Origin of the sequence: Collinsella sp. AM29-10AC, assembly GCF_003469085.1 — a bacterium.
Classification (GTDB): Bacteria; Actinomycetota; Coriobacteriia; order Coriobacteriales; family Coriobacteriaceae; genus Collinsella.
Genome location: NZ_QSKB01000005.1, coordinates 1 through 24,553 on the forward strand (window position 1 = coordinate 1; position 24,553 = coordinate 24,553).

At 49.1% G+C, this 24,553-nt stretch carries 16 protein-coding genes and 1 pseudogene; 3 read left to right on the forward strand and 14 right to left on the reverse strand.

Features of this window, described 5'->3' with window-relative positions:
* The coding region (gene rfbB / locus DW754_RS02540) for a dTDP-glucose 4,6-dehydratase (RefSeq protein WP_117833484.1) at positions 1 to 992 on the reverse strand (992 nt) is incomplete at its 3' end.
* A 19-nt stretch (positions 993 to 1,011) separates the two neighbouring features.
* Positions 1,012 to 1,911, reverse strand: a complete 900-nt coding sequence (rfbA, locus tag DW754_RS02545; RefSeq protein ID WP_117758305.1) for a glucose-1-phosphate thymidylyltransferase RfbA — start codon at positions 1,909 to 1,911, stop codon at positions 1,012 to 1,014.
* 104 nt (positions 1,912 to 2,015) lie between these two features.
* Here rfbA and DW754_RS02550 point away from each other — a divergent pair, with 104 nt between their 5' ends.
* Positions 2,016 to 3,056, forward strand: coding sequence for an acyltransferase (locus DW754_RS02550; RefSeq protein WP_117758306.1), 1,041 nt, complete (start codon positions 2,016 to 2,018; stop codon positions 3,054 to 3,056).
* Between the two features lie 13 nt (positions 3,057 to 3,069).
* Here the strand turns inward: DW754_RS02550 and DW754_RS02555 are convergent, their stop codons facing one another.
* The 7 genes from DW754_RS02555 to DW754_RS02590 form a co-directional block, all read right to left on the reverse strand.
* Positions 3,070 to 4,101, reverse strand: coding sequence for a polysaccharide pyruvyl transferase family protein (locus DW754_RS02555; protein ID WP_117758307.1), 1,032 nt, complete (start codon positions 4,099 to 4,101; stop codon positions 3,070 to 3,072).
* On the reverse strand, positions 4,101 to 5,666 hold the full coding sequence (locus DW754_RS02560) for a hypothetical protein (RefSeq protein WP_147336365.1): 1,566 nt from the start codon (positions 5,664 to 5,666) through the stop codon (positions 4,101 to 4,103). The genes DW754_RS02555 and DW754_RS02560 overlap by 1 nt, the downstream gene beginning before the upstream one ends.
* Positions 5,667 to 5,675: 9 nt before the next feature.
* Positions 5,676 to 8,057: a glycosyltransferase gene (locus tag DW754_RS02565; RefSeq protein WP_117758309.1), complete on the reverse strand. Its 2,382-nt coding sequence runs from the start codon at positions 8,055 to 8,057 to the stop codon at positions 5,676 to 5,678.
* A gap of 1 nt (position 8,058) precedes the next feature.
* Positions 8,059 to 10,059, reverse strand: a complete 2,001-nt coding sequence (locus tag DW754_RS02570; RefSeq protein WP_117758310.1) for a DUF2142 domain-containing protein — start codon at positions 10,057 to 10,059, stop codon at positions 8,059 to 8,061.
* Between the two features lie 202 nt (positions 10,060 to 10,261).
* The gene (locus DW754_RS02575; protein WP_117758311.1) at positions 10,262 to 10,597 is read right to left on the reverse strand and encodes a DUF2304 domain-containing protein; all 336 of its coding nucleotides are present in this window, start codon (positions 10,595 to 10,597) and stop codon (positions 10,262 to 10,264) included.
* Positions 10,598 to 10,602: 5 nt separating this feature from the next.
* Positions 10,603 to 11,289, reverse strand: coding sequence for a glycosyltransferase family 2 protein (locus DW754_RS02580; protein ID WP_117758312.1), 687 nt, complete (start codon positions 11,287 to 11,289; stop codon positions 10,603 to 10,605).
* A gap of 821 nt (positions 11,290 to 12,110) precedes the next feature.
* Positions 12,111 to 13,055 (reverse strand): glycosyltransferase, encoded by a 945-nt coding sequence (locus DW754_RS02590; protein ID WP_117758313.1) that lies wholly within the window; start codon positions 13,053 to 13,055, stop codon positions 12,111 to 12,113.
* A 36-nt stretch (positions 13,056 to 13,091) separates the two neighbouring features.
* Between DW754_RS02590 and DW754_RS02595 the strand changes: the two genes are divergently transcribed.
* Both DW754_RS02595 and DW754_RS02600 read left to right on the forward strand, forming a co-directional pair.
* Positions 13,092 to 14,189 carry a glycosyltransferase gene (locus DW754_RS02595; RefSeq protein ID WP_117758314.1) on the forward strand — a complete coding sequence of 366 codons (1,098 nt, stop codon included), beginning with the start codon at positions 13,092 to 13,094 and terminating at the stop codon, positions 14,187 to 14,189.
* A 33-nt stretch (positions 14,190 to 14,222) separates the two neighbouring features.
* Positions 14,223 to 15,239 (forward strand): glycosyltransferase family 2 protein, encoded by a 1,017-nt coding sequence (locus DW754_RS02600; protein WP_117758315.1) that lies wholly within the window; start codon positions 14,223 to 14,225, stop codon positions 15,237 to 15,239.
* 146 nt (positions 15,240 to 15,385) lie between these two features.
* Here DW754_RS02600 and DW754_RS02605 read toward each other — a convergent pair whose 3' ends face one another.
* The 5 genes and pseudogenes from DW754_RS02605 to DW754_RS02625 all read right to left on the reverse strand — a co-directional run.
* Positions 15,386 to 16,936, reverse strand: coding sequence for an oligosaccharide flippase family protein (locus DW754_RS02605; protein WP_117758316.1), 1,551 nt, complete (start codon positions 16,934 to 16,936; stop codon positions 15,386 to 15,388).
* 15 nt (positions 16,937 to 16,951) lie between these two features.
* Positions 16,952 to 19,381 (reverse strand): NlpC/P60 family protein, encoded by a 2,430-nt coding sequence (locus DW754_RS02610; protein WP_117758317.1) that lies wholly within the window; start codon positions 19,379 to 19,381, stop codon positions 16,952 to 16,954.
* A gap of 127 nt (positions 19,382 to 19,508) precedes the next feature.
* Positions 19,509 to 22,715 carry an N-acetylmuramoyl-L-alanine amidase gene (locus DW754_RS02615; RefSeq protein WP_117758318.1) on the reverse strand — a complete coding sequence of 1,069 codons (3,207 nt, stop codon included), beginning with the start codon at positions 22,713 to 22,715 and terminating at the stop codon, positions 19,509 to 19,511.
* A gap of 725 nt (positions 22,716 to 23,440) precedes the next feature.
* Positions 23,441 to 23,701: an IS3 family transposase gene (locus DW754_RS02620; RefSeq protein WP_233508905.1), complete on the reverse strand. Its 261-nt coding sequence runs from the start codon at positions 23,699 to 23,701 to the stop codon at positions 23,441 to 23,443.
* Positions 23,701 to 24,549: pseudogene (locus DW754_RS02625) on the reverse strand (IS3 family transposase); the annotation flags it as partial. The pseudogene DW754_RS02625 and the gene DW754_RS02620, both read right to left, overlap by 1 nt.
* Between the last annotated feature and the right edge of the window lie 4 nt (positions 24,550 to 24,553).

A 24,553-nucleotide genomic window follows, 5' to 3' on the forward strand; every position in this document is an offset into this window, starting at 1 on the left:
GTGGCCTCCTTGGCCGGGCGCCACCAGGACTCGTTGGCGACGTACCAGTCGATCGTCTGCTTGAGCCCCTCGGCGAAGTCGGTGTGCGCCGGCCTCCAGCCCAGCTCGCGCTGGAGCTTGGTCGAGTCGATGGCGTAGCGGCGGTCGTGGCCGGGGCGGTCGGCGACCCAGTCGAAGTCCTCGGGGTCGCGGCCCATCGCCTCGAGGATCATGCGCAGGACCGTGATGTTGTTCTTCTCGCCGTCGGCGCCGATGAGGTAGGTCTCCCCCATGCGGCCCTTCGTGAGGATGTCCCAGACGGCCGAGGAGTGGTCCTCGGTGTGGATCCAGTCGCGGACGTTCTCGCCGCGGCCGTAGAGCTTGGGGCGCACGCCGTCGATGATGTTCGTGATCTGGCGCGGGATGAACTTCTCCACGTGCTGGTAGGGACCGTAGTTGTTGGAGCAGTTGGAGATCGTGGTTCGCAGCCCGTAGGTGCGGGTCCAGGCGCGCACGAGCATGTCGGAGGACGCCTTGGTGGAGCTGTACGGCGAGGACGGGCGGTACGGCGTCTCCTCGGTGAACTTCGCCGGGTCGTCGAGCGCCAGGTCGCCGTAGACCTCGTCGGTGGAGACGTGGTGGTAGCGGACGCCGTATTTCCTCACGGCCTCCAGCAGGCGGAAGGTGCCCTCGACGTTGGTGCGCAGGAAGGGCTCCGGGTCGGCGATGGAGTTGTCGTTGTGGCTCTCGGCGGCGTAGTGCACGATCACGTCGTGGCCGGGGACGAGCCTATCCAGCAGCTCGGAGTCGCAGATGTCGCCCACCACGAGCTCGACGCGGTCGGAGGGCAGCCCGGCGATGTTCTCGGGGTTGCCGGCGTAGGTCAGCTTGTCCAGGACGGTGACGTGCACGTCGGGGTGGTTGTTGACCACGTAGTGGACGAAGTTGCTGCCGATGAAGCCGCAGCCGCCCGTGACGATGATGTTCCTGGGGGAGAAGGTCTCCTCTGCCATGTTCGTATCTCCTTGTTTCCTAGTACTCGCGCGGGCTGTTGACGATCTCGCCGGCGGCGACCTTCTTCAGGTGCTGCCCGTAGACCGACTTGCCGTAGGCCTTCGCGGCCTCCTCGAGCTCGGCGGTCGTGATCCAGCCGTTCTCCCAGGCGATCTCCTCGGGCACGGACACGGGCAGGTCCTGGGAGTGCTCCACGGCGCGGACGAACTCCGCGGCCTCGTGCAGGCTCTCCATGGTGCCGGTGTCGAGCCACGCGTACCCGCGGCCCAGGGTCACGACGGACAGCGTCCCCTCCTCCAGGTACATCTGGTTGAGCGTGGTGATCTCCAGCTCCCCGCGGGCCGAGGGCCTGACCTCATGCGCCTTGGCGGCCACGTCGCCCGGGTAGAAGTACAGGCCGGTGACGGCGTAGGAGCTCTTGGGCTCGGCGGGCTTCTCCTCGATGGAGACGGCACGGCCCTGCGCATCGAATTCCACGACGCCGAAGCGCTCGGGGTCGTCCACGTGGTAGCCGAAGACCGTGGCGCGGCCCGACTCGGCGTTCTGGACGGCGCGCGTCAGGTGGCGCGACAGGCCGTTGCCGTAGAAGATGTTGTCGCCGAGGACGAGGGCGCACGGCTCGCCGGCGATGAACTCCTCGCCGATGGTGAAGGCCTGGGCCAGGCCGTCGGGGCTCGGCTGCTCGGCGTAGGACAGGTTCACGCCGTAGCGCGAGCCGTCCCCGAGCAGGCGCTCGAAGTTGGGCAGGTCCGTCGGCGTGGAGATGACCAGGATGTCCCGGATGCCCGCCAGCATGAGGGTGGACAGCGGGTAGTAGATCATGGGCTTGTCGTAGACCGGCAGCAGCTGCTTGGAGGTCACGAGCGTGAGCGGGTACAGGCGCGTGCCGGACCCGCCGGCGAGGATGATGCCTTTCATATAATCCGTCCTCTGTAATCGAAAATAGTTATAAATCAAGCGGTTAGTAAGAGTTTGATATTCTTTAAGTTAAACCTTCTCAATATTAACGAAAGAAGCAATTGATGAACAACCGCAAGGACACAACCCGTAGAGACGACATAACGAACGTGAGGGCCCTTGCAATATTCCTTGTAGTCCTAGGCCACAGCATTATTCTGTATTCAAGTGCGTGGGGATATTATCCAACTGAACAAAAATCAATTCTGTTGGATAATCTCAAATTCTTAATTAACGGAATCCAGATGCCCTTGTTCTTTTCGTTATCTGGCTTTTGTTTTTTATGGAGCTGGAATCGATCAAGCGATTTTATAAATCAGGTCATTAAAAAAGCTCAACGCTTAATTATCCCCTATATCATGATTGGAATATGTTGGCTCTTCCCCATCAGGATGCTCGTTAAGTATCCCTATTACAATGGCCTAACTGTACCGCACATCATCTTTAAATCAATTCTGTTGGGCGAAGACAACGGTCACCTTTGGTTTCTCCCGACTCTTTTTTTCATTACAGCAGCCACGTCGTGCATCTTTCAAATACTCGAAAAGAGCCCTCTAACAAGTTTTAAGGTTCCGATAGTTTTCGGCGCTTCAATTTATCTTTACCATTTTGGAATACCATCAGCGAACAGATATATCAATTTGGCAGAAGCAAATGCAATATGGTTTGCGCTTGGCCTAACAATCCACTACTTGGAAGCAAACAAATGGTTCGAGAGCTATAAAAGGCGTAAAAGCATATCAATAGTCCTAATACTATTATTCCTTGTAAACTTACTAAAACAAGTGGTGCCCCCCATTGCTTCCACCGCCCTTACTTGCATGGCGCTTGCATCAATTTATTGTGTCATCCCCCAAAAGGCAAACCTACTAACCGAAAAGATTAGCAAAAACAGTATGGGAATATATCTTTTTCATTCTCCACTGGTTTACATTTCTTTTACCTACTGGCCCAACATAGCCCCAATGGCGATGGCAGCAATTAACCTGATTGGATTTGGATCAGTCGCCTATATGTTGACGAATCTAATTCGAGCCACAAATATGGGTTGGATAATCGGAGAAACGCCAAAGGCACCACACGATAAGAAAAAGGGAAAGCAATAGCCAAGGAATACAGCTAATTAAACTGTTTCTTCCATTTATCGATGCTCGTCCAGGGAAGATTAATCTCAGTTTTAACGGGATGGTTTACCCAATCAGCTAATTTATGGAGATAGCCGTCCTCGCGTTCAAGAACGGGAAGTCCCGTGTCTTCACCGATTTGGCGGGCTCGATTATCAATTGCAATAATTAGAGAGCGATGTCCTCCATTTAAACAGCGGATGCCCGCATGGAGACGCGTCCCCACATAATCAAACTCCTCGGTTTCAATTACACGATTAAGCTCTTCGGTATTGGGGCCTATGACATTAAATTGCTTCAGATCGACTATTTGATCAAGACACCAATCAACATCATGGCTTCCTTGAATCCAAATCGTTACCTTTTCGTATTCCGACGACAGCAATTCCAGCATCTTACGGTCACGTTCCGCATCGAAACAATAATCGGTAATTGACGTAACAACGTTTTTAGAACGCTTAGAGGATATCTCGAGTTGCCTAGATGGGGTTAACGACCACATGGTCGGACATGCGGTATTAAGAACATTCTCTATGCCAATAGAGTTAAGCCTCTTCTTAGTCATTTCATCTCGAACACTATGAAGATATTCATCGGATAGCAAGGTTTTATAGAACTTCTTTGTATAGGCGTCGATAGCATCGTCCACCCCAATATCAGACATGCCCACGCCGAACAAAACAACATTTCTATTATTGCCCAACCGCTTGGCAAGCGCCCATTGCTGCTGATCAGCCATATGCGTATACAGAATATTGGTGCCGCACAACAGCTTTACGTATTCAGGATACATTTCAAGCTCTTTGGAATAATAGTGCGTTGCCACATGGGGCAACGCACCGCCAAAGATTTGATCCGCGATACAGCCACAGGCATCCATGATCACATGGTCACCAGAGTTCTCGCTTCCCATAGCCGTATCCAAAAGGAGATAGCGTTCTTGCTTAACACCATCGGATTTTTCATCGTGCCTGCACGATGTCGCAGAGGCTTTAAGTAGCTGAGTCCATTGGTTAAAGCGCGCCATTAGTTTCTCCGAAATAAACGTTTGAGTAGAGCAACGTGACCGCCTTCGACGCCCGTCGAAGCAGAAGGCTGAAACGGTTCACAATAATCATCAGATAGGTTAAAAACGGCAGACACGCTGCATGCGCCACTTTCAACCGAACGAACAACAGGATGAGCGTTGCGAGAAGGCGAAAGACAGACTAGTTGGCTTAGCTCGGCGACACAAAGCGGATTCTTGCCGTCTTCCGCAAAAGAGTATATATGAATGCGAAGATAGGCCTCTTCATCATCATTTAAAAACAGCGGAACATGCCCCGCAAAAAGACCGTCCCTAGATTCAAGACTAATCCAGCGAATATCAGACTGATCAAGGGCACACCAAACTGCCGCGCGAACATCCACAGGCATCAAAGACGACTCAAAACGCACAGTCAAATCAACAGAAGAAGCTTGAATGAGCGTTTGAGACATGGCAGACGATCGCAATCGAGCATCAGCGAGATGATCGCTGAGCAAGAAGACCTTACTTAGTTCTTCGGTTTTTAGCACATTCCCGAAGGCGGACTTCCCGCTAACCAAGGATGGCTCTTCATTCAGATAACGTGTAAAGGCCTCGAAGAACATTTCATTTTCACGCTCAATCGACGTGCAGCTAAATCGATTAGGCGAATCGCATTTTGAGCCTGAAAGAGCCTCAAGAATAGAAGAAGCAATGCCGCAAGCAGAGGGCTCAGCGAGGTGGATGGTGCCCTCCGGAAAGTCGAGTAGATTATTCTCACGGTTTATTTCAATTACCGAAAGCTTCGATGCAAGCATTTCGAAAGGCAGGCGAGAGGGATTAGTCACGCTCAACGATACGCCGGCAACACACTTGGCATAAAGCGAGGCGCATTCATCAGCGGTCAAGATGCCGAGGCTGCGTACACGTGGATCACGAATGGGAGGCATTACGTCTTCGCCGTATAAATATACGACAACTGCATCGTCGAGCTTGAGAAGCAATTTAATTGCATCAAGCAACATGCCAGACAAACGCCGATCCTTATTGGATTGATAAATAGCACAGATGGCATACTCTCTGCTTAGATTTTGTTCCTGCGCAGTATATATATCGCTAACGCCAAAATCACAATATGGGACTTCATGCGAATAATAGGGTTCAACTTTTTTAGAAAGCCATCTGCCTATTGTTATGGGGTTTAGTTCATAACGATAACTTGCTTCGGCATTTAGATACATCTCCCCCATCGGATAGAACCAAGGTTCAAAATCCTGAATGAAGTAGAACTTATGGGTGCACTTCTGCATAGATGCAAAGTGCGCCGTATTCCAAGCGGTGGCGATTACTGCAAAAAAATCCTCGGACACACTCGGAGCCACACGAACTTCTTTAGGCGAATAACCAAACCAATCCTTTATTTCGGTCTGAACTCTATGAGCACTTTTGTATGCTTCACAGCCCGGCATAATGTAAAAGTAGTTCTCATATCCGCGAGAATCTAGAAAGGAAGCCTTGCTGCAGATGGTTCGAAAGCCGCCAGAACCCTTTGCCGGCGGAGATATTATCCAGGCAATTTGTTTCATTTAAAGCACTCAAATCGCTTCGTAGTCAAAAGGATCGAACTTATATAACGCTGCGCGCTTGGGATCTCGAGAAAAGTTAACGGAGAACCATGGATCTCCCTCAGAGAAACGCTCGGACCAGTTATGCAACAATCGTGCCTTATCCTCAAAATGCTTATGAGAGCGAGATTTACTATCAAGGGATTTGTCAACACATGCCATATGGTAGAGACATGCCTCTGGTGTATAGATCACTTTTAACCCAGCTTGAGAAGACTTGAAGCAAATATCAACATCCGAATAGTCAAGAAGATACGACTCATCAAAACCACCCAGACGATTAAAATGTTCGCGTGAAATAGCTAAACAGACACCACTCACCGCCGATACATCCCTTACGGTCAATGGCATATAGATATAGCCAGGAGAAGAGCGATGAATGCCTTGCGACAGGTTGACGATTGATTCTCCAACATAAGACAGGCCTGCCTGCTGCACAATGCCGTCAAGATCGCACGTCATTGTTCCAACGACGCCAACATCCTCTCGTTGAGAAAAACCGACGAGAGTCTTTAGCCACGAGGAGTCTAGTGCCTGAATATCGTCATGAATAAAGACGAGTTGCTCGCCACGCGCGGCGAAAGCACCGGCATTTCTCCACACAGATATATTAAAGGGGTCATCAAGCGCGTGAACGATATAGCGGCAACGAAGTCCAGAGCTCGATTGCTTAACAGCAGCTTCCGCTTCCTGCGAGCACACGAAAACGACTTCAAGATCATCAAAATCGGTGTCATTGATTGAAGATACAAGAGTCGAAAGAACCGAAGAATTGCCGCGGGTGGTAACGATTAATGAACAGGACTCAGATGAAGGAACATCATAAATGGGGCTATAACGAAAAGCACGATTATGAGAATTGACCACAGTCGCCTTGATACCGCATCTATCAAGGTGCTCCTGAACAGCTTTTATTCCAGCGAGGGTTGCATAGGGTTTACTATCGGAATTACCCGCAGTCGAATTCTCGCTTATTCTCCAGTGATACAAGATTTTAGGAACGTGATGGATCGTCCCACCAAGTTCGGCAATCTTCAGCACCATGGCATGGTCCTGGGCGCCATCCAACTCGCTGTTAGAAAGGTCAATTCTGTCTAAACATGCCCTCTTAATAGTAAGAAGGTGGCAAATATAATTATTGTCTCGAGCCATATCAAGACTAAAATCCGGCTTAAAAGTAGGATGAGCCAAGGACCCATCAGGCAATAGCTTATCTTCATCACAGTAGAGAAGATTAATATCCGAATTATGATTTAGAGCGTGTGCATACTCAAACAAGATATTCGGTTCGAGAACATCATCATGATCGAAAAAGCAAAGGTAGTCTCCCTTGGCCATCTTGATTCCGACATTGGTGTTCTCAGTGATACCTAGATTGCCCTCAAGATCAGTCACTTTAATTCTAGAGTCTGCAGTCACATACTCGGAAACCAAGTCGCTAAGTCCATCGTAATCTGGCGTAGAGTTAACCAGGATGAGTTCCCAATTCGAATACGTCTGAGCAATCACAGAATCAGCCATATCCCTGAAGAAATTCAAGGGAGTCTTATATAGAGGAACGATGATTGAAAACAAGGGCTGGTATGCAAGTCTTATTTGTGCTTGTGCCCGCGAATCGGATCCAGTCAATCTGCGCCCAGAAAACCAGGACAAATAACGGGGTTGATCGAATGCACACGCATGATTCCGATCAGCCTCATCCAAAAGCTCTTTAAGCATATCTTTCTTTAGATTGATAAACGTATCTAGATGACCAGAAGCCCTGTGTATGCAAATGCACAGGCTATCCCCGACCTCAGGAATATGAAGAGAGAAATTTATTAGACCAGGATTCGCATCGGCTATTAATTTATTAAATAACAAAGATTCCCCAACAACGCAGGCTTCTTCATTAAAAGCGACAATACGATCACCCTCAAGGTAATCAGTACCCGAAAGAACACCTCTAACGATTACGCCATCAACGCAGGGAATAAAGCTCTCAATTTGGATAGAAGCGAGCGCATGCACGCCAGAACGGTCAATATTGCGAAATTGTCCACAATGCTCCGCGCGCAGCAAGCCGTTAACTTTCGACTCAATCGAAAACTTGCCAGGATTGATGCGGCGCTGGTAAATTACATTATCTCCGCTAAAGAAAGACAGCGATTGGTCGACACCAAAATCGGCAAGAACAGCAACAAATTCAGTCTCTGAAATAGGAATGATTCTTGCGGGCAGAATTTGCCCATTAGGTGATTGCGACTCAACAGCATCAGGAAAAACGGATGCGGCTTCATACAGTAGATATAGCTTGCCGTCGCCACGGCAATTTAGCTTATTGTTAAATTCGGTATTAAAAACTATGCCCATATCAGCAACACTTTCCAACAACTAAAACAAACTCGCAAATCGTAGCCAAAGTAAACGGGAATACGAGGCATATCAATATGAATCGTTTACTGTCCCCAAAGACCAAGCGACTTTGGTTAAGGATAAACGATAGGCACGGAACCAGAAGTGGCAAAAGGTAACGACTCTGGCAACCATTAACTGTCCCCAATCCAACGGGAGTAAAAGACACATAAAGTGCAGTTGCCACCAAAATCACCGTAAACAAAAACACAAATGAGGCCCATAGAAATTGTGCGAGACCAATATGATTAACGCTAATCGAATCGGCCGAAAAAAGCCCAAACAACAATAGGCAAACAGCTGGAAGCACCTGAACCAACCCACGGATTGCATTTACAGAAATCTGAGCAGCAAGCGATCCAAGGTATGCAAAGTTCAATGCATATCCAGAAGAGGTTATCGGATTTAAATAATAAGTTGAAAAATAATTGGCGAGTATTTCCGCGTAGCGCAATGGATCGGCGAGAATGAAAGCGATTTGCTGACCAGAGTTAACATCGGAGCCGCCTCGCATATCGCCAACGTTAGATCCGCCGGCCGTTGAAAACAAGAACGGAAGCGCAAATGAGGCAAAAGCAATCAAGCCCAAAACAAACACGGCGGCATAGTAATGAACTCGTTGCTTCGAGCCCGCAAAACGATTACGCGGAACCATAAAGAAAAGACCGATTATCGGAAAATACACAGCTTTGACTGCGAGTCCTAAAAAGGTAAATAAAAATGCGAGTGCTATATTGCGAACTGTAAATTCATTTAAATCACCCCATGCATACCTCAAAAAATAAGCAAAACCGAGAATGATAAACGAAATGAGCCATGCATCATATGAGAAACATGACGCAAGAAAGATCGAAGTTGGCAGCATTCCCACAAAAGCAAATAGTCCCTTTTTTGAGGGCGTAACCTTGATTGCAATGGCAATTGCAAGACAGTAACTAAATAAATTGCAAATCCGAGCGAATTGAATCATAGAAGAAAAATCGAAATGCAGAAGGCGAGCGAGCCAAAGGCCAATTGCCGATGGAATATACCCAATGCTGCTAAGCGTATAAACGAATTCTTCATGCTTGTTAACTTGCACATGACCAGAAGCGATATCAGATCTATAGGAGCCATTCAACTGCCTAGCATGCTCAAGAATTTCCGCTCGATCAAAATGGGAAAGAGAGGGCTCTTCATAGCCCTGTGCACGACGGACCGCTTCGTCAGTAAAGTTAATATCCGAATCAGTTTTTTGAGTTTCAAATAAATAAGATGTCGAAAGGGCATTGGAATAGTGAATTTGATCATCCCATGAAATACCCGTCGTTATCGGAGTGCTCACCACAAGGAAAACACCAATTGAGAATGCAGCGATAAAGAAAGCAACAGGAAGGGCAGAATTTCTCTTTCGAATGCCCGAGCAAGCCGTGAAAACCGAAGTTATGATTACCAGCAGGAAATAAACAACAGCATTAATGAACCCATTCACGAATGCAATCGTAGAGCAGCCAAAAACAATAAAGAATGCGATAATCAGCAGGGAAACGTAATCGGTAGCCTTGACCCTCGCCGAAGCAGAATGGAACAACGCTTTCAGAGAAAAGCCGCTTTGGAATAAATAGAGTATTGCGCAATAGGAAATCAGAAAAAAGAATATGAGCCGCTTTTTATTCCAGTCAGCAATATTCGAGAAATGAGAAGCCGGCGAGCCAAGAACGGTGCAGCCCTCCCAGATGACCGCCACAGCAAATGCCGTAAGCAACAGGACTAATAATTGAGCGCAGCGACCAGAACAGTTGCCACGCTTTTTTTCATCATCTGAGGAAAGGAAGATATAATATGATTGCCAAATGGCAACATCTACAACGACGCAATAGAGCGCTAAAACGAACAGCTGTGAGACAGAGTGGTTCACATAAAAGTGCTTCATGCACAGAAGCTCGACAATAAAGAGAAGAGCAACGAAGACGGCTTTCATTATTTGCTTTTGGTTTACGCATCGAGACAACACGGGGCTAATTCACCTTTATCCAAATCAAGCTGCAAGGGCCCTCGAAGAATCGTTCCCAGTCATCTGGATGACAAGTATGGGCACCAAGCACTGTTCACAACTGTTGAAAGAAATATAAGTAGAGACATTCCCATCCGGATGATTTATACGCCAAAGCGAAACGCATAGCCTACTTTTCCTTCTCCCTACTTAACGCAACAGCCTGAACAAGCGAGTTCAAACGCTCTTCCTGTCGAGAGAGGCGAAGAGAATTGCAGAAATCACGGACCACAAGAACGGCAATAACGTAAAGGAACACGAAGTTAGAAGCCGACAGGAAACCAAATAGACTTGAAAGCCACATTGCAACTTGTGGAAAAACGCCCAAAATTACAAAACTGACGCTGAATAGCAGCCAAAACAGAGAATCCAAAACTTGCATTTGGGATTTTTTTAATTTGCGCAATACGAACACGAATACCAAAACAGCGCAAACGAGAAGCAAAATACGAAGAGAGACCGGCAAATGGATCACCTAAACCACTGAACGACAAGGAGCGTAACGAAAACACGAACCATATACTGCATAGACCTAACAGGGTTAAGATAGCTCTCGCCACCTTGACGCTCGCGCATCTTAACCTGTACCTCTGAAATAGAATACCCTTGCTTCAAAAAGAGAGCGAGAGATTCTGGTTCCGGATTTAAGGTATTGTCGTAATAGTATTTCGTAAGAATATCCCGCCCAAATAGCCTAAATCCAGACGTGGGGTCACTGATCCTCTTGCCTGTCAGAATCTTTATTAGCACCGTAATCATACGCGAGCCGATCATGCGAAGCGTCTTGTCTTTGCGCACGCTTACAAACCTAGAGCCAATGACAATATCTGATCCATCAGATTGAGCCCTATCAACAAGGACCTTTATATATTCCGGACAATGCTGGCCGTCAGCATCAAACTGAACCATATAGTCATATCCATGATCAACCGCATAACGCGCAGCCGTCTGAAACCCAACGGTCAAACCACAGTTAATGGGCATATCAATGATGTCACAACCAAGATCCTTGCAGATAGCTAGCGTTCGATCTCGAGACCCATCATTGATAACAACAAAATCAAACTCAGGTGCAATTTGCCTGAGCTCGCATATCGTCTTTTCTATGCATTCCTCCTCATTATAAGCAGGAATAGCGATAAGAGTTTTAGGTGTCATATACACATAAACCGATCTCTAGTTTTTCTCATTATTATAGCGAGAGATATACAAATGGTTAAATAGACACAACGAATGGTGCACCCTTGATTATCAACCCTTGATTATCAACTTCATCCGAACACCTCCCACATTCATCCGCACATGTGCGGATGAATGTGGGAACCCGATACCCTGAGGGCCGAACCGGTTGGCCCCGGGGACTCGAAGGACGGCATGTCCGGAAAGAAGAAAAAGGGTTCCGAGAAGGCGACCCCGAGTATCTACGGCAGGCGCTCACCAGACACGAAAGGGACACGGTCCAGAAGATGCTGGAGCTGGACGCCCGCGCGCCTCCAGGGCGATGCTCGGCGGCGATGCGGAGGCGCTGCTAGACGCCTACAGCCTGGAGGACGTGCCCATCGGAAGACTCGACCTGACGCCGAGCCTCATCGAGAGGGCACGCGCAGAGAGGCGCGACGCCCCGCTGGCCTAGCCCAAAGGCAAAACGGAAGAGGCGGACCGACCGTCCGGCTGAGTCTGGAAAGAGGTGCCAGACTGAGGGCGGAGAATGGCCCCCGGACCTATCGAACACATATCCACCGTTCCTTCAACTGGGGAAACGGCGCCCCCGGGGTCCATGGGGGCCGCGGGGGCGTTCGGCTAGCCGCGGGTACGGACTATCTGCGCAGTGTGTTCGGCTGAGATCGGAAATCAACCACGAATGGTGCACACGGCATCGAGAACCCCGCAACAAACCTAGCCCTAGATTTCAAAGCTAGCAATCTTCCGAGTGTCAAACGGCATGGTTACGCCATGTCTCTCTAAGCGTAGGTGCACAACTACGAGGTTTTCTCAAATGTTTTAATTGTAACCACACGCGCCATATTAATGACATTCATTAAATACGACTTAGAGCAAAATGGGATTTGAAGCAATTGGGAAATACCTTTTGCTCGATTACCAGAATGAATATTTCTCAACCCATTATTAAATAATGCATTTGCCTTTAGATAGTTCTCAGCTCGTCGCCGATCGAACCGCTCGGCGACGATTGTATCAATCTTATCGACATCCAGTGATCGGCCCTCTTTGAAAGCTGAACGTAAACACTGAGAAACAACGAACTGTTTATACAAATTGCTACGCGAAATGCTATTAACAGTCATTCTGTATCGAATGAGCGGCTCTGGAACATTTCCAATAGTGAACCCTTCCAGCTCGGCACGCAACAGTAAGTCATAATCTTCTGCTAGCGGAACAGACCGATACCCCATTTCAAATACAGACCTTCTTCCAAACCAACTCGGATGAGGTACGCAATTTCTAATCATAAGAGAACGCCTAACGCCTTCACTCGAACTTGGAATTGAATCAACGAGATATAATTGACTACCGTCTTCGTCAATGGCGTTCAAATAAGAACCCACTAGGTCAAGCTCATGTTCTTCAAGATACGACAACTGCCGTTCAATGCGCTGCGCCTCAGAAATGTCATCTGAGTCCATTCGGCAGATATACTGACCGCGTGAGACCTTGAACGCCCTTTCCAAAGATGCAGCAAGACCAAGATTGCGTTCATTTCTCACGAGGCAAATCCTACTGTCATGAGAGCTATAGTTTTGAGCAATATCGTAAAGTGTGTTGTCATCTGGATTATCAAAAACAACAACCACCTCGATTCGATGATAGGTCTGCTTTAAAATAGACGCTAGTGCCTCAGTAAAATCTTTGGCGCTCTCCCTATAACAAGGCATGAGCACTGAAACCAACTGTGAATCTGTCAACTAAAACCTCCAACACCGCTGCGGGAGCAAACGCTAATGAAAACTACCGATAGTTTAATAGTCCTTCATGTGGCATATATTACAAGTGATTTCGCTTCTGGCGTGTCTACAGTGGTGCCTCAATACCTAAATGAGCAGTCAGAAATAAAGGACATGAATATAGCTCTATTAAATCTTACAAACTACAGACCTAAAGATGCGAAATATCCCGTCTTCTATCAGTCATGCATAGAAAAACTTCCTGAACCGTTTTGCAATCCGTCACTCGTAATATTTCATGAGATATATAGGCCAGATCACATTAAACTAAGCCATTGGCTCAGAAGACGTGCGATCCCATACATCATCACACCACATGGGTCTCTAACATATGTGGCGCAAGAACAGCATCATTTAGCTAAACAATTGCTTAATGTTTTCTTCTATAACGCCTTTATTCGCAATGCTGATTGTATCCATTTTCTATCGGAAAAAGAGGCGATGAGTTCAAACGGCTTTAAACATAGGAAAGCAAGCATTATTCCAAATGGTGTTAGCATCCCAAAAGCCAAAGCCTCAAACTTAGACAGCCGCATCGCGCTTTTTATTGGCCGCCTAGATATAGAGGTCAAAGGTCTTGATCTACTGATCAAAAGTCTGCCACTAATTGCTGATGAGCTAAGAGGGCTCGGAGCAAAAATCTACATCTACGGTCCAGACGAAGATGGGTCTATGGCCAAACTGGAACTACTTATTGCCGACAATCAAGTATCCGATATTGTTTTATTAAATGGTCCAGTTAATGGTCAATCTAAAGCGGACGCTTTTCTCCAATCGCAGTTTTATATCCAACTTTCACGCACTGAAGGTTTCCCGACGTCTGTTTTGGAAGCACTAGCATATGGCCTCCCAATTATTGTTACCGAGGGAACTACATGGAAAGAAACAGCGAACAATAAAGGAATTGGAATCGGTGTAGAATCTGATCTCGAAGCCATTTCTAAAGCAATTCTCACGCTGTTCAATGACGATGAACTTCGTTGTAAACTTGCAACTGCAGCTAGAAAGTATGCAATTGAACACTTTCAATGGAAGGCCATTGCCAAGCGTCAATTTATTTTATACAGGGACATTGTAAACGGGCTTTCTAACTAACCATCTTGTTCTTCCAATACGGAAAGGGACTAAATGCTGTTTTCAATTATTATCCCTGCATATAATGCGGCATCCAGTTTGCCGGAAACGCTATCATCCATCTACCAACAAACATATGACGGCTATGAAATTATCCTCATTAATGATGGATCAGCAGACGCTACTGAAAGTGTCTGCAAAGTGTTTTGTGAATCTCACAACAATACTCATTACGTTAGACAAAATAATATGGGCGTATATGAGGCCAGGCGAAAAGGCGCGGAGATAAGCGCCGGAGATTACCTGGTCTTTGTTGATGCGGATGATTCTTTGCGCTTCGATACCCTATCTATTCTTGCTCGCGAAATCGATAAGTGCAATCCAGACATAATCTGTTTCAGCTATACAAGAAACCCAGACTATTCAAACGATCCGTTTATCAATCCCGCCCTTCCGTCTGGCATCTATGAAGGTGACGATCTCGACGAAGTCAAAAAATGTTTGGCGCGAGGGAAACTCAATTCAATTTGGGGAAAGGCAATCAAAAGAAACTGTCTGATTGACGATTTAAGCAATACCGATACAAAGAGAATCGATTTTGCAGAAGATTTTCTGCAAATGATACCCATAGTCGATTCAGCCAGATCGGTTTTACAAATAAGTGATGCGCTGTATTATTACAATTGTCAAAACGGACAAAGTGCAACACACAGCTATAAGGAAAAACAGCTTTCAGATTTAACCTTCGTCACCTCAAGCCTAGTGAAAATCGCCGCTCGTTGGGGAGAAGAAACAGAAAGGCTGGCATGGAAAACAAGAACGGAACAGTATCTTTATCTCCTATCGATCAACGAGCTCAGTGACAATAATGAGACCAAAAAACGTAACTTTGTTTCAATTTCAGAGGCCTTATTTAATCCCTCAATTAAAGCTGATGTCCCTTGCAGCACCTACAGACCTGACAGCTATTTACTGTTCCTTGCGGCAAAGAATAAGCACTATTTGTTATCTCGAGTAGTAATACGCTGTTGTGAACAGCTAAAACTATTGATACTGAAAATCTTGAGCTAATCGCCCTGTTGTCATCGCTCATTTTTCCTGGCACCGAGTAGTAAAACCAACCGACTTAGCCTTCGATAATCAAATGTCAGGCAAGCCGGTTGGTCATAAAAGTAATGAAAGAACATTAGGCTATTCTGCTTAACAAGCGTCACAGATTATCGCTTGATAAATGCAGATATGCTCGTCTTTTCGGATTCGTTTAGCCCAAACATCAAAACCAAGAAGAAATAGATAAAGAAATAAATTATTGCTGACACCAAAACCACCACAAGGCCAGATAAAAGGCTTTTAATTAGGTTATAGAGCAGCAGCAAAGCCCCCGTACCGGCAATAACCAAGACGGAAAGTTTGGCAATTTCAAGCCAAAATTTCTTTATGTTCAACCCAAGCTTTTCAGAATAATACCAATTCATACAGAAACCGTTACCTATAACCATAGCGATGGCTGTTGAAACTGCTGCGCCCACTATGCCCATAAGCTTGAGCAATATAATCGTCACGACCACGTTGACAAGCGCAATCGCAAGATACATATACCCCCTATACAGGTAAACATTCGCAACCTGCATTATGGTAAGTCCCAGGTTCTGAATTAAGTCAATGGTAAATGGAACCATTACGATCAAGGCGATATAGAAAGCGTCTATATAGTCCTTACCAGCCCAAATAATGATGAAATCTTTCCCCAGAACAATAAATAAACTAAGAACAAATCCGCAGACGATAAAGGAAATGCGACCGACTTTAATGAAGAGATCCGAAATTTCAGACATATCCTTATTCTGGCAATACAGTTCTGAAACTCGAGGAAGAAAAACTGATGAGGCTGCCGTACCGATTGTCATATAAATCGTGTAGATTTGAGATCCGACAGAATATACCGCAACGGCGGCAGCACCAAAATAATAGCCGACAATTAATTGATCGGTTTTCCAGAAAATCTGGTCAGCAATCGTCACCAATACAATCGCGCCGCTAAAAAATAGCAATCCTTTAGCCAGTTTCATGTCCCAGCCATGATATCTGAAACTAATGTGCAGATTATATTTAGCAAACAAACGCTGACTCACCGCGCACAACACATTTGTAACAAGCACAACTAAACATACGGCTAATGCATTCTTAAAAATTGTCGTAAGTCCATACACTATGAAAGGCTGAGCTATTAGGGCGGCCAATTGCGAGCCCTTCAAAAAAACGAACCTTTCATTAGCAGTTATCGCCGCAACGCTAATAGTGTTGTTCATGATAACAATTGTGTTGATCCCTAATACAACAAGCATTGCGGAACACTCATCAAGCTGTGAGTTTGTAAAACTGGCTGAATATACAAACCGAACAACCACGGCGAGAACGCAACTTATTAGCATCACGAACACAGATAGGACCCAGTACAGACGCCTAGCTATTGCGAGAGTATTCTCCATTAAGTCATTTTTGCCCTCTGCCATATACTTGCAATAAAAACGCCCAACACCGGCAGACAAAATCCCATTAATGGAAACTATATAAGACATGATAGAGCCTATCAATTGATAGAGTCCATATTCGTCTTGTCCAATGTTTTGCAACAACATCGGAACATATACAAAGCCGACTAAAGCCTGAGCCAGTATATAACCATATGTAATTATTATGCCAGTAAGTCTTCTGCTTGCGCTACTTATCAGAATCACCGTTTCACAATTAGTTGCTTCAAATACCATTCAGAAATTAAAGCACTATTTAATCAGAACAACCGATTGCCGAACCTCTCCTTTGTTCGCATTGTTAAAACAGGGTCCGATTAAATTCCCAGGCAGAATTTGATGCCACATTTTATTGTCATGCGGATTATCTCCCCAGAAGAACCCAATATGACAGTCGATTGATCCGTCAGTCTTAAAGAAGATAATATCTCCCTTTTGAGCATAACCACTATTTAGCATATCTTGGACAGTACGGAACTCATACATTTTGCATCCCAAATCTCGAGCATAGCCATACCATCTCCAAGCGTTAATATAGCCGCCACCGCCTGGCCCCCCAGCCCAAGGAGAGTGATTATTATTCTGCGCAATACGATTGACATCGCCACCAACCGCAGCATAAGCATGGGCCACGAAGCCAGTGCAATTCATGCCAGTATAGCCATCCCATCTCGGGGCACCTTTTGGGTAAAGGCAACTATCATAGGAGAAGCCACCGGAATATCTCGTTCCTAAATAATAGCCATCAAATTGATGCGTCGTAAGCCAAGTGACGAGTCCAATACGACTAACCCCCAAAACCGTTGAGCTGCCAAATGGGCTGTAGTAAATCTGAGTCGACTTCGACTGGAGAGTGCCATCAGGAAGCAAGACATCGCAGTAAAGATCGTAATAACCATCTTGCAATCCAAGTGCAGAGGGATTGAAATAAGCGTCATTCACACTGGAAAATTCTTTTAGAACACCCCATTTACTCCAGTCGGACTTGGCCCAAACAAATTTAAACTGAAATTGTCCAGATTTTTCAGCTGCAAGCGTTCCCAAATCAGCTCGAACTCCCCAAGAATTATTGCCATCAGTCGAAATTGCAGTAATCCTCGAGAAATCCCAACAGCTAATGATTGTTCTTTTTGTTTGGACAACTCCATCTGACCCCGAAACGTCACAGATCAATTCATAGTCTCCGGCGTCTTTTGGAGCCCATTGCAAGTGTGAACTTGTGCCCTGTTGAGCAACGCCCCAGTCAGCCCAATTATTCTTATTCCAGACGAACTTATACTGTAAGTAATTAGTATCACCCGAGCATCTAGCATCGATCTCAGTGCTTTCATTAGGCCTGACAAGCGTTGCAGAAGAACTCAGGGACTCGTAATTCCACTTCTCGGAGCCAATCGAGCATTCAGTCTTCGAGGTCATCGTCTGATCGTTGGCCTCATCAATAACATCAACAAAAACGGTGACAGCGCCAGATTTATCGACTCTCCAGTCAATTGAGGATTTACCTCTGCCGGAGTCAATCACACCCCATTCAGCCCAGTTGTTCCGCATCCAAACATATTTGTATGAAATCTGATTATTCTTTCGGATGGTAATCCGAGGTGTAATTGAAAGCGTATCCCCTACGCACAAATTGGATGAATCAGATTTCAAATCTATTGAAGTGAAGTTAGATAGATTTCTCTCCACCCTGACGGGGAACCTCCAGGTCCTCACGTTGCCGGCCGAATCGACGGCGTCGACCAAGATGTTGACGTCGCCGGCGACCTCCGGCACCCAATCGCAGGAGGCCTCGGGCCCGAGCTGGCGGATGGTGCCCCACCTGGACCAGCCGCCCTGCTCCCAGACGAACTTATAGCGGACCGAGCCCGAGTTGCCGGACGCGGTCAGGCCGAGCGAGCAGCGGTCGCCCAGGAGAGGAGACCCTCCATCGGACGCCTTTGCCGAGAGGCCGTCGACAGAGTAGTCCTCTGAGATGCGAACGGGGAGTCTTGACGTCGACGTGAGCCCGCCGACCGTGACGTCGGCATAGAGAGTATAGGAGCCGGAAGACGGGGGCGTCCAGGTACAGGCGGCGGACTCAGATGCTGCCTGGATGACGCCCCACTTGGACCATGAGCCCCGTTCCCAAAGGAATTTAATCTTTGCGCCGGGAGCCGCGGCGGCGGAGATATCGACCTTCATTCCGCCGCTCCACTCGAGCGTATCCCCGCCGCTCACGGAAAGGCGACAGGCATCCACCCTGACGGGGAACCTCCAGGTCCTCACGTTGCCGGCCGAATCGACGGCGTCGACCAAGATGTTGACGTCGCCGGCGACCTCCGGCACCCAATCGCAGGAGGCCTCGGGCCCGAGCTGGCGGATGGTGCCCCACCTGGACCAGCCGCCCTGCTCCCAGACGAACTTATAGCGGACCGAGCCCGAGTTGCCGGACGCGGTCAGGCCGAGCGAGCAGCGGTCGCCCAGGAGAGGAGACCCGCCATCGGACGCCTTGGCCGAGAGGCCGTCGACGGAGTAGTCCTCTGAAACCGGCGAAGTTGCACTTAAATCATCGGCCCGTGTTGAATCTTCAATCTGTGATGGAGACAGGCCCGCTTCACTCAAACCAAAGCAAGGAGTTACGGCCAAACAGAAATAAAAGAAGAAAAAAGCGACACGGACAGCCTTACTTCTAAAGAAATGCATATAGAACCTCCCCGATAGTTCACTCCAACATAATATTGCTAGCAAGTAACAATTTAAGGCCAAGATTTACCATACAAGTAAGGTCGACTACAACCAGCGCAGTCGACCTAGAGAATTCATATTGATATTAGCCAATTAAAGAAATAATGCGCGCAATATTCTGACCATATGTGTCACCCGGAACAGCCCAGCGGCCGTTTAAATCTTCCAAATATGGCGCAACTCCGAGAAAACCCTTAGACTGAAGGACTTCATATCGAGGATCCACACAAGTGTTATTCAACGCCGCACCAGTAGCATATCCTTTAAGATGCTGGACTTGGGCAAGCAAGCCCTGATATACATCGTCAAATCTAGCGCCTCCCGATTGTTGATTGACGGCGCCCAGTCCGGCGAAATTGCACTGATTCGGCTTTACGGAACCTCCAAATTGCAACCATCCAGTCTCAAGCATAGCCTGAGCAAAAACAACTTCCGGACGAACCCCTTCAGAAACAGCGGCTTCAACAATTAATGAACAAAAATCACGAATAGTAGGTGCTCCCTTTGAAACAAATTCGTCTGAGGGATATGTATGTCCTGTTGATTCATATAAGTTCACCATAGCATCAACTGAAGTCTGCAGACTTCCCATAATTGGAGTACCCTCCACCGTGACCTTGCGGGTCAGGTGCCTCTCGGCGGAGCCGTCGATCACGTCGAGGTAGACGGTGTACTCGCCCGGCTCGGTCGGGGTCCACTCGCAGGAGGAGGAAGCGGAGGGCTGCTGGGCGACGCCCCACTTGGCCCAGCCGCCCTTCTCCCAGACGAACTTGTACTTGAGGCCGGAGGCGTCGCCGGACACCTTGGCCTGCAGCTTGACCGGCTTGCCGCAGAGGGCGGAGCCCGAGACTTCGAGCGACTCGACGGAGCAGCGCTCGCCGACCGTGACCTTGCGGGTCAGGTGCCTCTCGGCGGAGCCGTCGATCACGTCGAGGTAGACGGTGTACTCGCCCGGCTCGGTCGGGGTCCACTCGCAGGAGGAGGAAGCGGAGGGCTGCTGGGCGACGCCCCACTTGGCCCAGCCGCCCTTCTCCCAGACGAACTTGTACTTGAGGCCGGAGGCGTCGCCGGACACCTTGGCCTGCAGCTTGACCGGCTTGCCGCAGAGGGCGGAGCCCGAGACTTCGAGCGACTCGACGGAGCAGCGCTCGCCGACCGTGACCTTGCGGGTCAGGTGCCTCTCGGCGGAGCCGTCGATCACGTCGAGGTAGACGGTGTACTCGCCCGGCTCGGTCGGGGTCCACTCGCAGGAGGAGGAAGCGGAGGGCTGCTGGGCGACGCCCCACTTGGCCCAGCCGCCCTTCTCCCAGACGAACTTGTACTTGAGGCCGGAGGCGTCGCCGGACACCTTGGCCTGCAGCTTGACCGGCTTGCCGCAGAGGGCGGAGCCCGAGACTTCGAGCGACTCGACGGAGCAGCGCTCGCCGACCGTGACCTTGCGGGTCAGGTGCCTCTCGGCGGAGCCGTCGATCACGTCGAGGTAGACGGTGTACTCGCCCGGCTCGGTCGGGGTCCACTCGCAGGAGGAGGAAGCGGAGGGCTGCTGGGCGACGCCCCACTTGGCCCAGCCGCCCTTCTCCCAGACGAACTTGTACTTGAGGCCGGAGGCGTCGCCGGACACCTTGGCCTGCAGCTTGACCGGCTTGCCGCAGCGGGCGTCGCCCGAGACTTCGAGCGACTCAAGAGACCAATTAACAACTTTGTATTTAGAAGTGCTAGTCACATATCCATTGGAGTCAATGACATCAGCATAGATCTCATATTCACCAGCCTGGGGCAGGGTCCAAGAAATCGACGGCGAAGTTAAGTCTTGACCGATTACACCCCAATTGGAATCACTCCAATCAGACCCAGCCCTATGCCAAACAAACTTATATCTAAGGCCATCAGTCTTGCCGCTAACATTTACACCGATTTTTACCGTTGACCCCGCATGTCCCAGTTCTTCCGAGAAGGAAATTCCATTGACGGAGTAGGGATGCGGGAACTGCGCGATGATTGCGGCAGCGTCAGCCTCGCCAAGACGGCGGCAACCATCGTCCGAGAAATAGTTGGCCACATCACCGTAATTCGAGATAAAGCCATGTTCGATAAGAATACCTGGAATTCCCTGCTCGCGAGCGCAGCGGATAACGGCGAACTCGTCGCCTACCTCCATTTGAAATACGCCGCGGTATGTTAGTCCCATAGCAGCAAGGTTGTTCATGACCTTGTTGGCAAGCTCAACAGAGACCTGCGTGTAGTCGGTGCCATTTGCGGTAGGAGCATAAACTTCTGCGCCGTGAGCCCCAGAAGACCCAGAGTTGATGTGAAAGCTAACAAAGGCCTGCGCGTCCTGATCAATGCAGCGCTGTACGCGGTAAAGATAATCATTGCTGGGATAGTAGCCAGACTGCTCGCGCGCAAGAACGATCTTAAAGCCGTAAGCTTCAAGTTTATTTTTGCAGGCTGTCATGATCTTCCAGGTAAGGTCGGCTTCACTCTTGCCATTACCCTGAGCGCCAGAATCCACCCCGCCATGTCCCGCGTCAAGTGCAATAACCCCCACATTACGCGCGGAGCGCTCAGCATAGGTGGAAATGCCATCGGGTGAATCGGCGCATTCCAATGCCTGCTGAATCGACTGGGCTTCAACGGCATTGCCATCGCCGTCCGCATAGTAAACAGAAGTGCCCTCGGAGCTCACGGAGCCATTAATGACCGTAAACGAATAATCCCTGTCAGAAAGATCCACCTCATGCTCAGAGCCATCGCCCTGCAAAGCATAGGTTATCGATGTGAGGAAATATGTATTAGATTCCAACTGCGAACCAAAAATAAAAGCAGCAGAATTATCAGCCGTTGCAGATGCTTCAATAGTCCCCTGAACCCCATTGGCACTTACATAGTTGAGAGTTGCGGAGGCAAGGCTATCGCCGTCATCGGGAGTAGCAAAGGCAACGACCTGATCAGTCCCGCTGGAAAGGCTCGGGTAGGCAAGATATACATACTGGAAAGAAGAATCGACCGGTTCAGCCTGCTGATGGTTCTCAGATACATCAACGCCAAAATCCTCATCAGCCGATTCGTCAACGTTCGTTGCCGGCGATGAATCATCAGCAGCGTCGACATCAACAGAACCCGCATCACGCGAGGCCTCGCCATCATCGTCTGCAGTAGCAGCGTCCACGGCAGCGTCCGCAGACGGGACGTTGCTCGCAGCGTAGGCAGCAGCCACAGGACCCATCAAGGATGAAATGGTCAAAAGACCAGCAAGAGAAAAAGCTGTTGAGGCACGCAATGCCTTTTTCATATTGAATCCCCCGTCACAAATAATGTTACTAAGAGAAGATTATCTTACAATCTCCTCTGCATCGGAAGTCCAGTTATTCGAAGCGCGGGAATTGTTATAAAGGCAGGCAGAAACCTGCTCTTATAAAAAGCAGGTTACGTTCTCAGCAAACTTTTGTTTTTTCGTCCTTCCATGGACACAGTGCTAGCTCTAGTTTTTGAAGCAATTAGCGGCGCCCCAAACAGCGCAAGTGCCAGTAACACGAAAATCCACTGAAGCACGCAATTCGTTTAAGCACGTGACGGACGACGAAAGCGTGTACGCAGCCGCGAAATACAGCAAAAAGCCCCATGTTTCGCTTGTATCAGAGGCGTCTGGGGCTTCATCGAAAGAGTAGCCTGGCTAACGCATTCAAGAAAAATAGAGCGTGGTCTTCATGAATCAAACGCCAGTATGCAACGCTCGCGCGCGTCTTTGAATCTTCTAATGAGCAAGAAGAGGGGGGTCTAGGAAAGACCTAATAGTTCTTGGAATCTGGGAATCGTCGAACTCACCATCTTTAAACAAGAGAATCATATAGCTTCTTATCGTTCTGTCTCGAAAAGATATGAGTGACCAGATGCACATCGTGGGCCTTTGAAATACAATCTTCGTCCCTTAAAGATTCAGCAACATAACAACCGCCCCAATCAAAAAACCGAGATAGCCCCGGCTGATAATCAAAGAGGCGGTTGGATTGGCAACACCTATTTGGACGATTCCGGGAGGGACAGCCCCGCCTCCCTGAACTCGACCGGCGACATGTAGCCCAGCGTCGAGTGGATCCTGAAATTGTTGCACCAGTGCACGTAGTCCGAGAGTTTGACCCGGAGCTCGCGCGTCGTGCCGAACGTCTCGCGGTGGACGAGCTCGGCCTTCAGTATCCTGTTGGTCGACTCGTCGACGGCGTTGTCGTAGGGGCAGCCCATGGCCGACAGCGACCTCTCTATGCCGAAGGCCTCGAGCATCAGGTCGATCTCGGCGTTGTCGAACTCGCTGCCGCGGTCCGTGTGGAAGACCTCGATGTCCGAGATCGGGAAGGAGAGCGTCGCGAACGCCGACCTGACCAGCCGGGCGTCCTTTGTGTTCTGGTGGCGAAGCTCCTGCGGTGGTACATTTCATTTTTCAGCGTCGCAAAGAACGACTCTGCGACGGCGTTGTCGTGGCAGTTGCCGGTACGGCTGCAAGAGAGGCGCACATGGTTGCCCCTGGCCCACTCAGCGAGCTTGCGGCTGGTGTACTGCGCCCCCTTGTCCGAGCGGAATATGGCGTTCTCTGCCACGTACCCGCGCGCACGCGCGCTCTCGAGGGCGCTGACGACGATATCGGCGGTCATGCGCTCGGACAGCGACCAGCCCACGAACATGCGGGTGTTCAGGTCGATCACCGTCGACAGGTAGAGCCAGCCCTGGCCGGTGCGCAGGTAGGTGATGTCGCCGACGAGCTTGTAGGTGGGCACCGGGCTCGTGAAGTCCCGCCTGATCAGGTCGGGCCTTGGCTTGGCGTCCCTGTCGGGGACCGTCGTCCTCTTCGACTTGTACGGCGTGCAGCCGCGGATCCCCAGCTCGCGCATGCACTTGCGCACACGGTACAGCGTGATGCCGCGCAGGCCGTCGGGCAGGAAGCACTTCACGAACCGCGCGCCGAAGCGCCTGTCGGACTCGAGCCACACGCGCCGCACGGCGTCGCGCGCCTCGGACCAGTCGTCGACGGGGCAGCCGTTGGAAACCCAGCTGCAGTGGCCCGACCGGCTCACCCCCAGCACCTTGGCCATCATCGCCACCGTGAAGTTGCCCTTCTCCGCCTCCATGAGCCTGTAC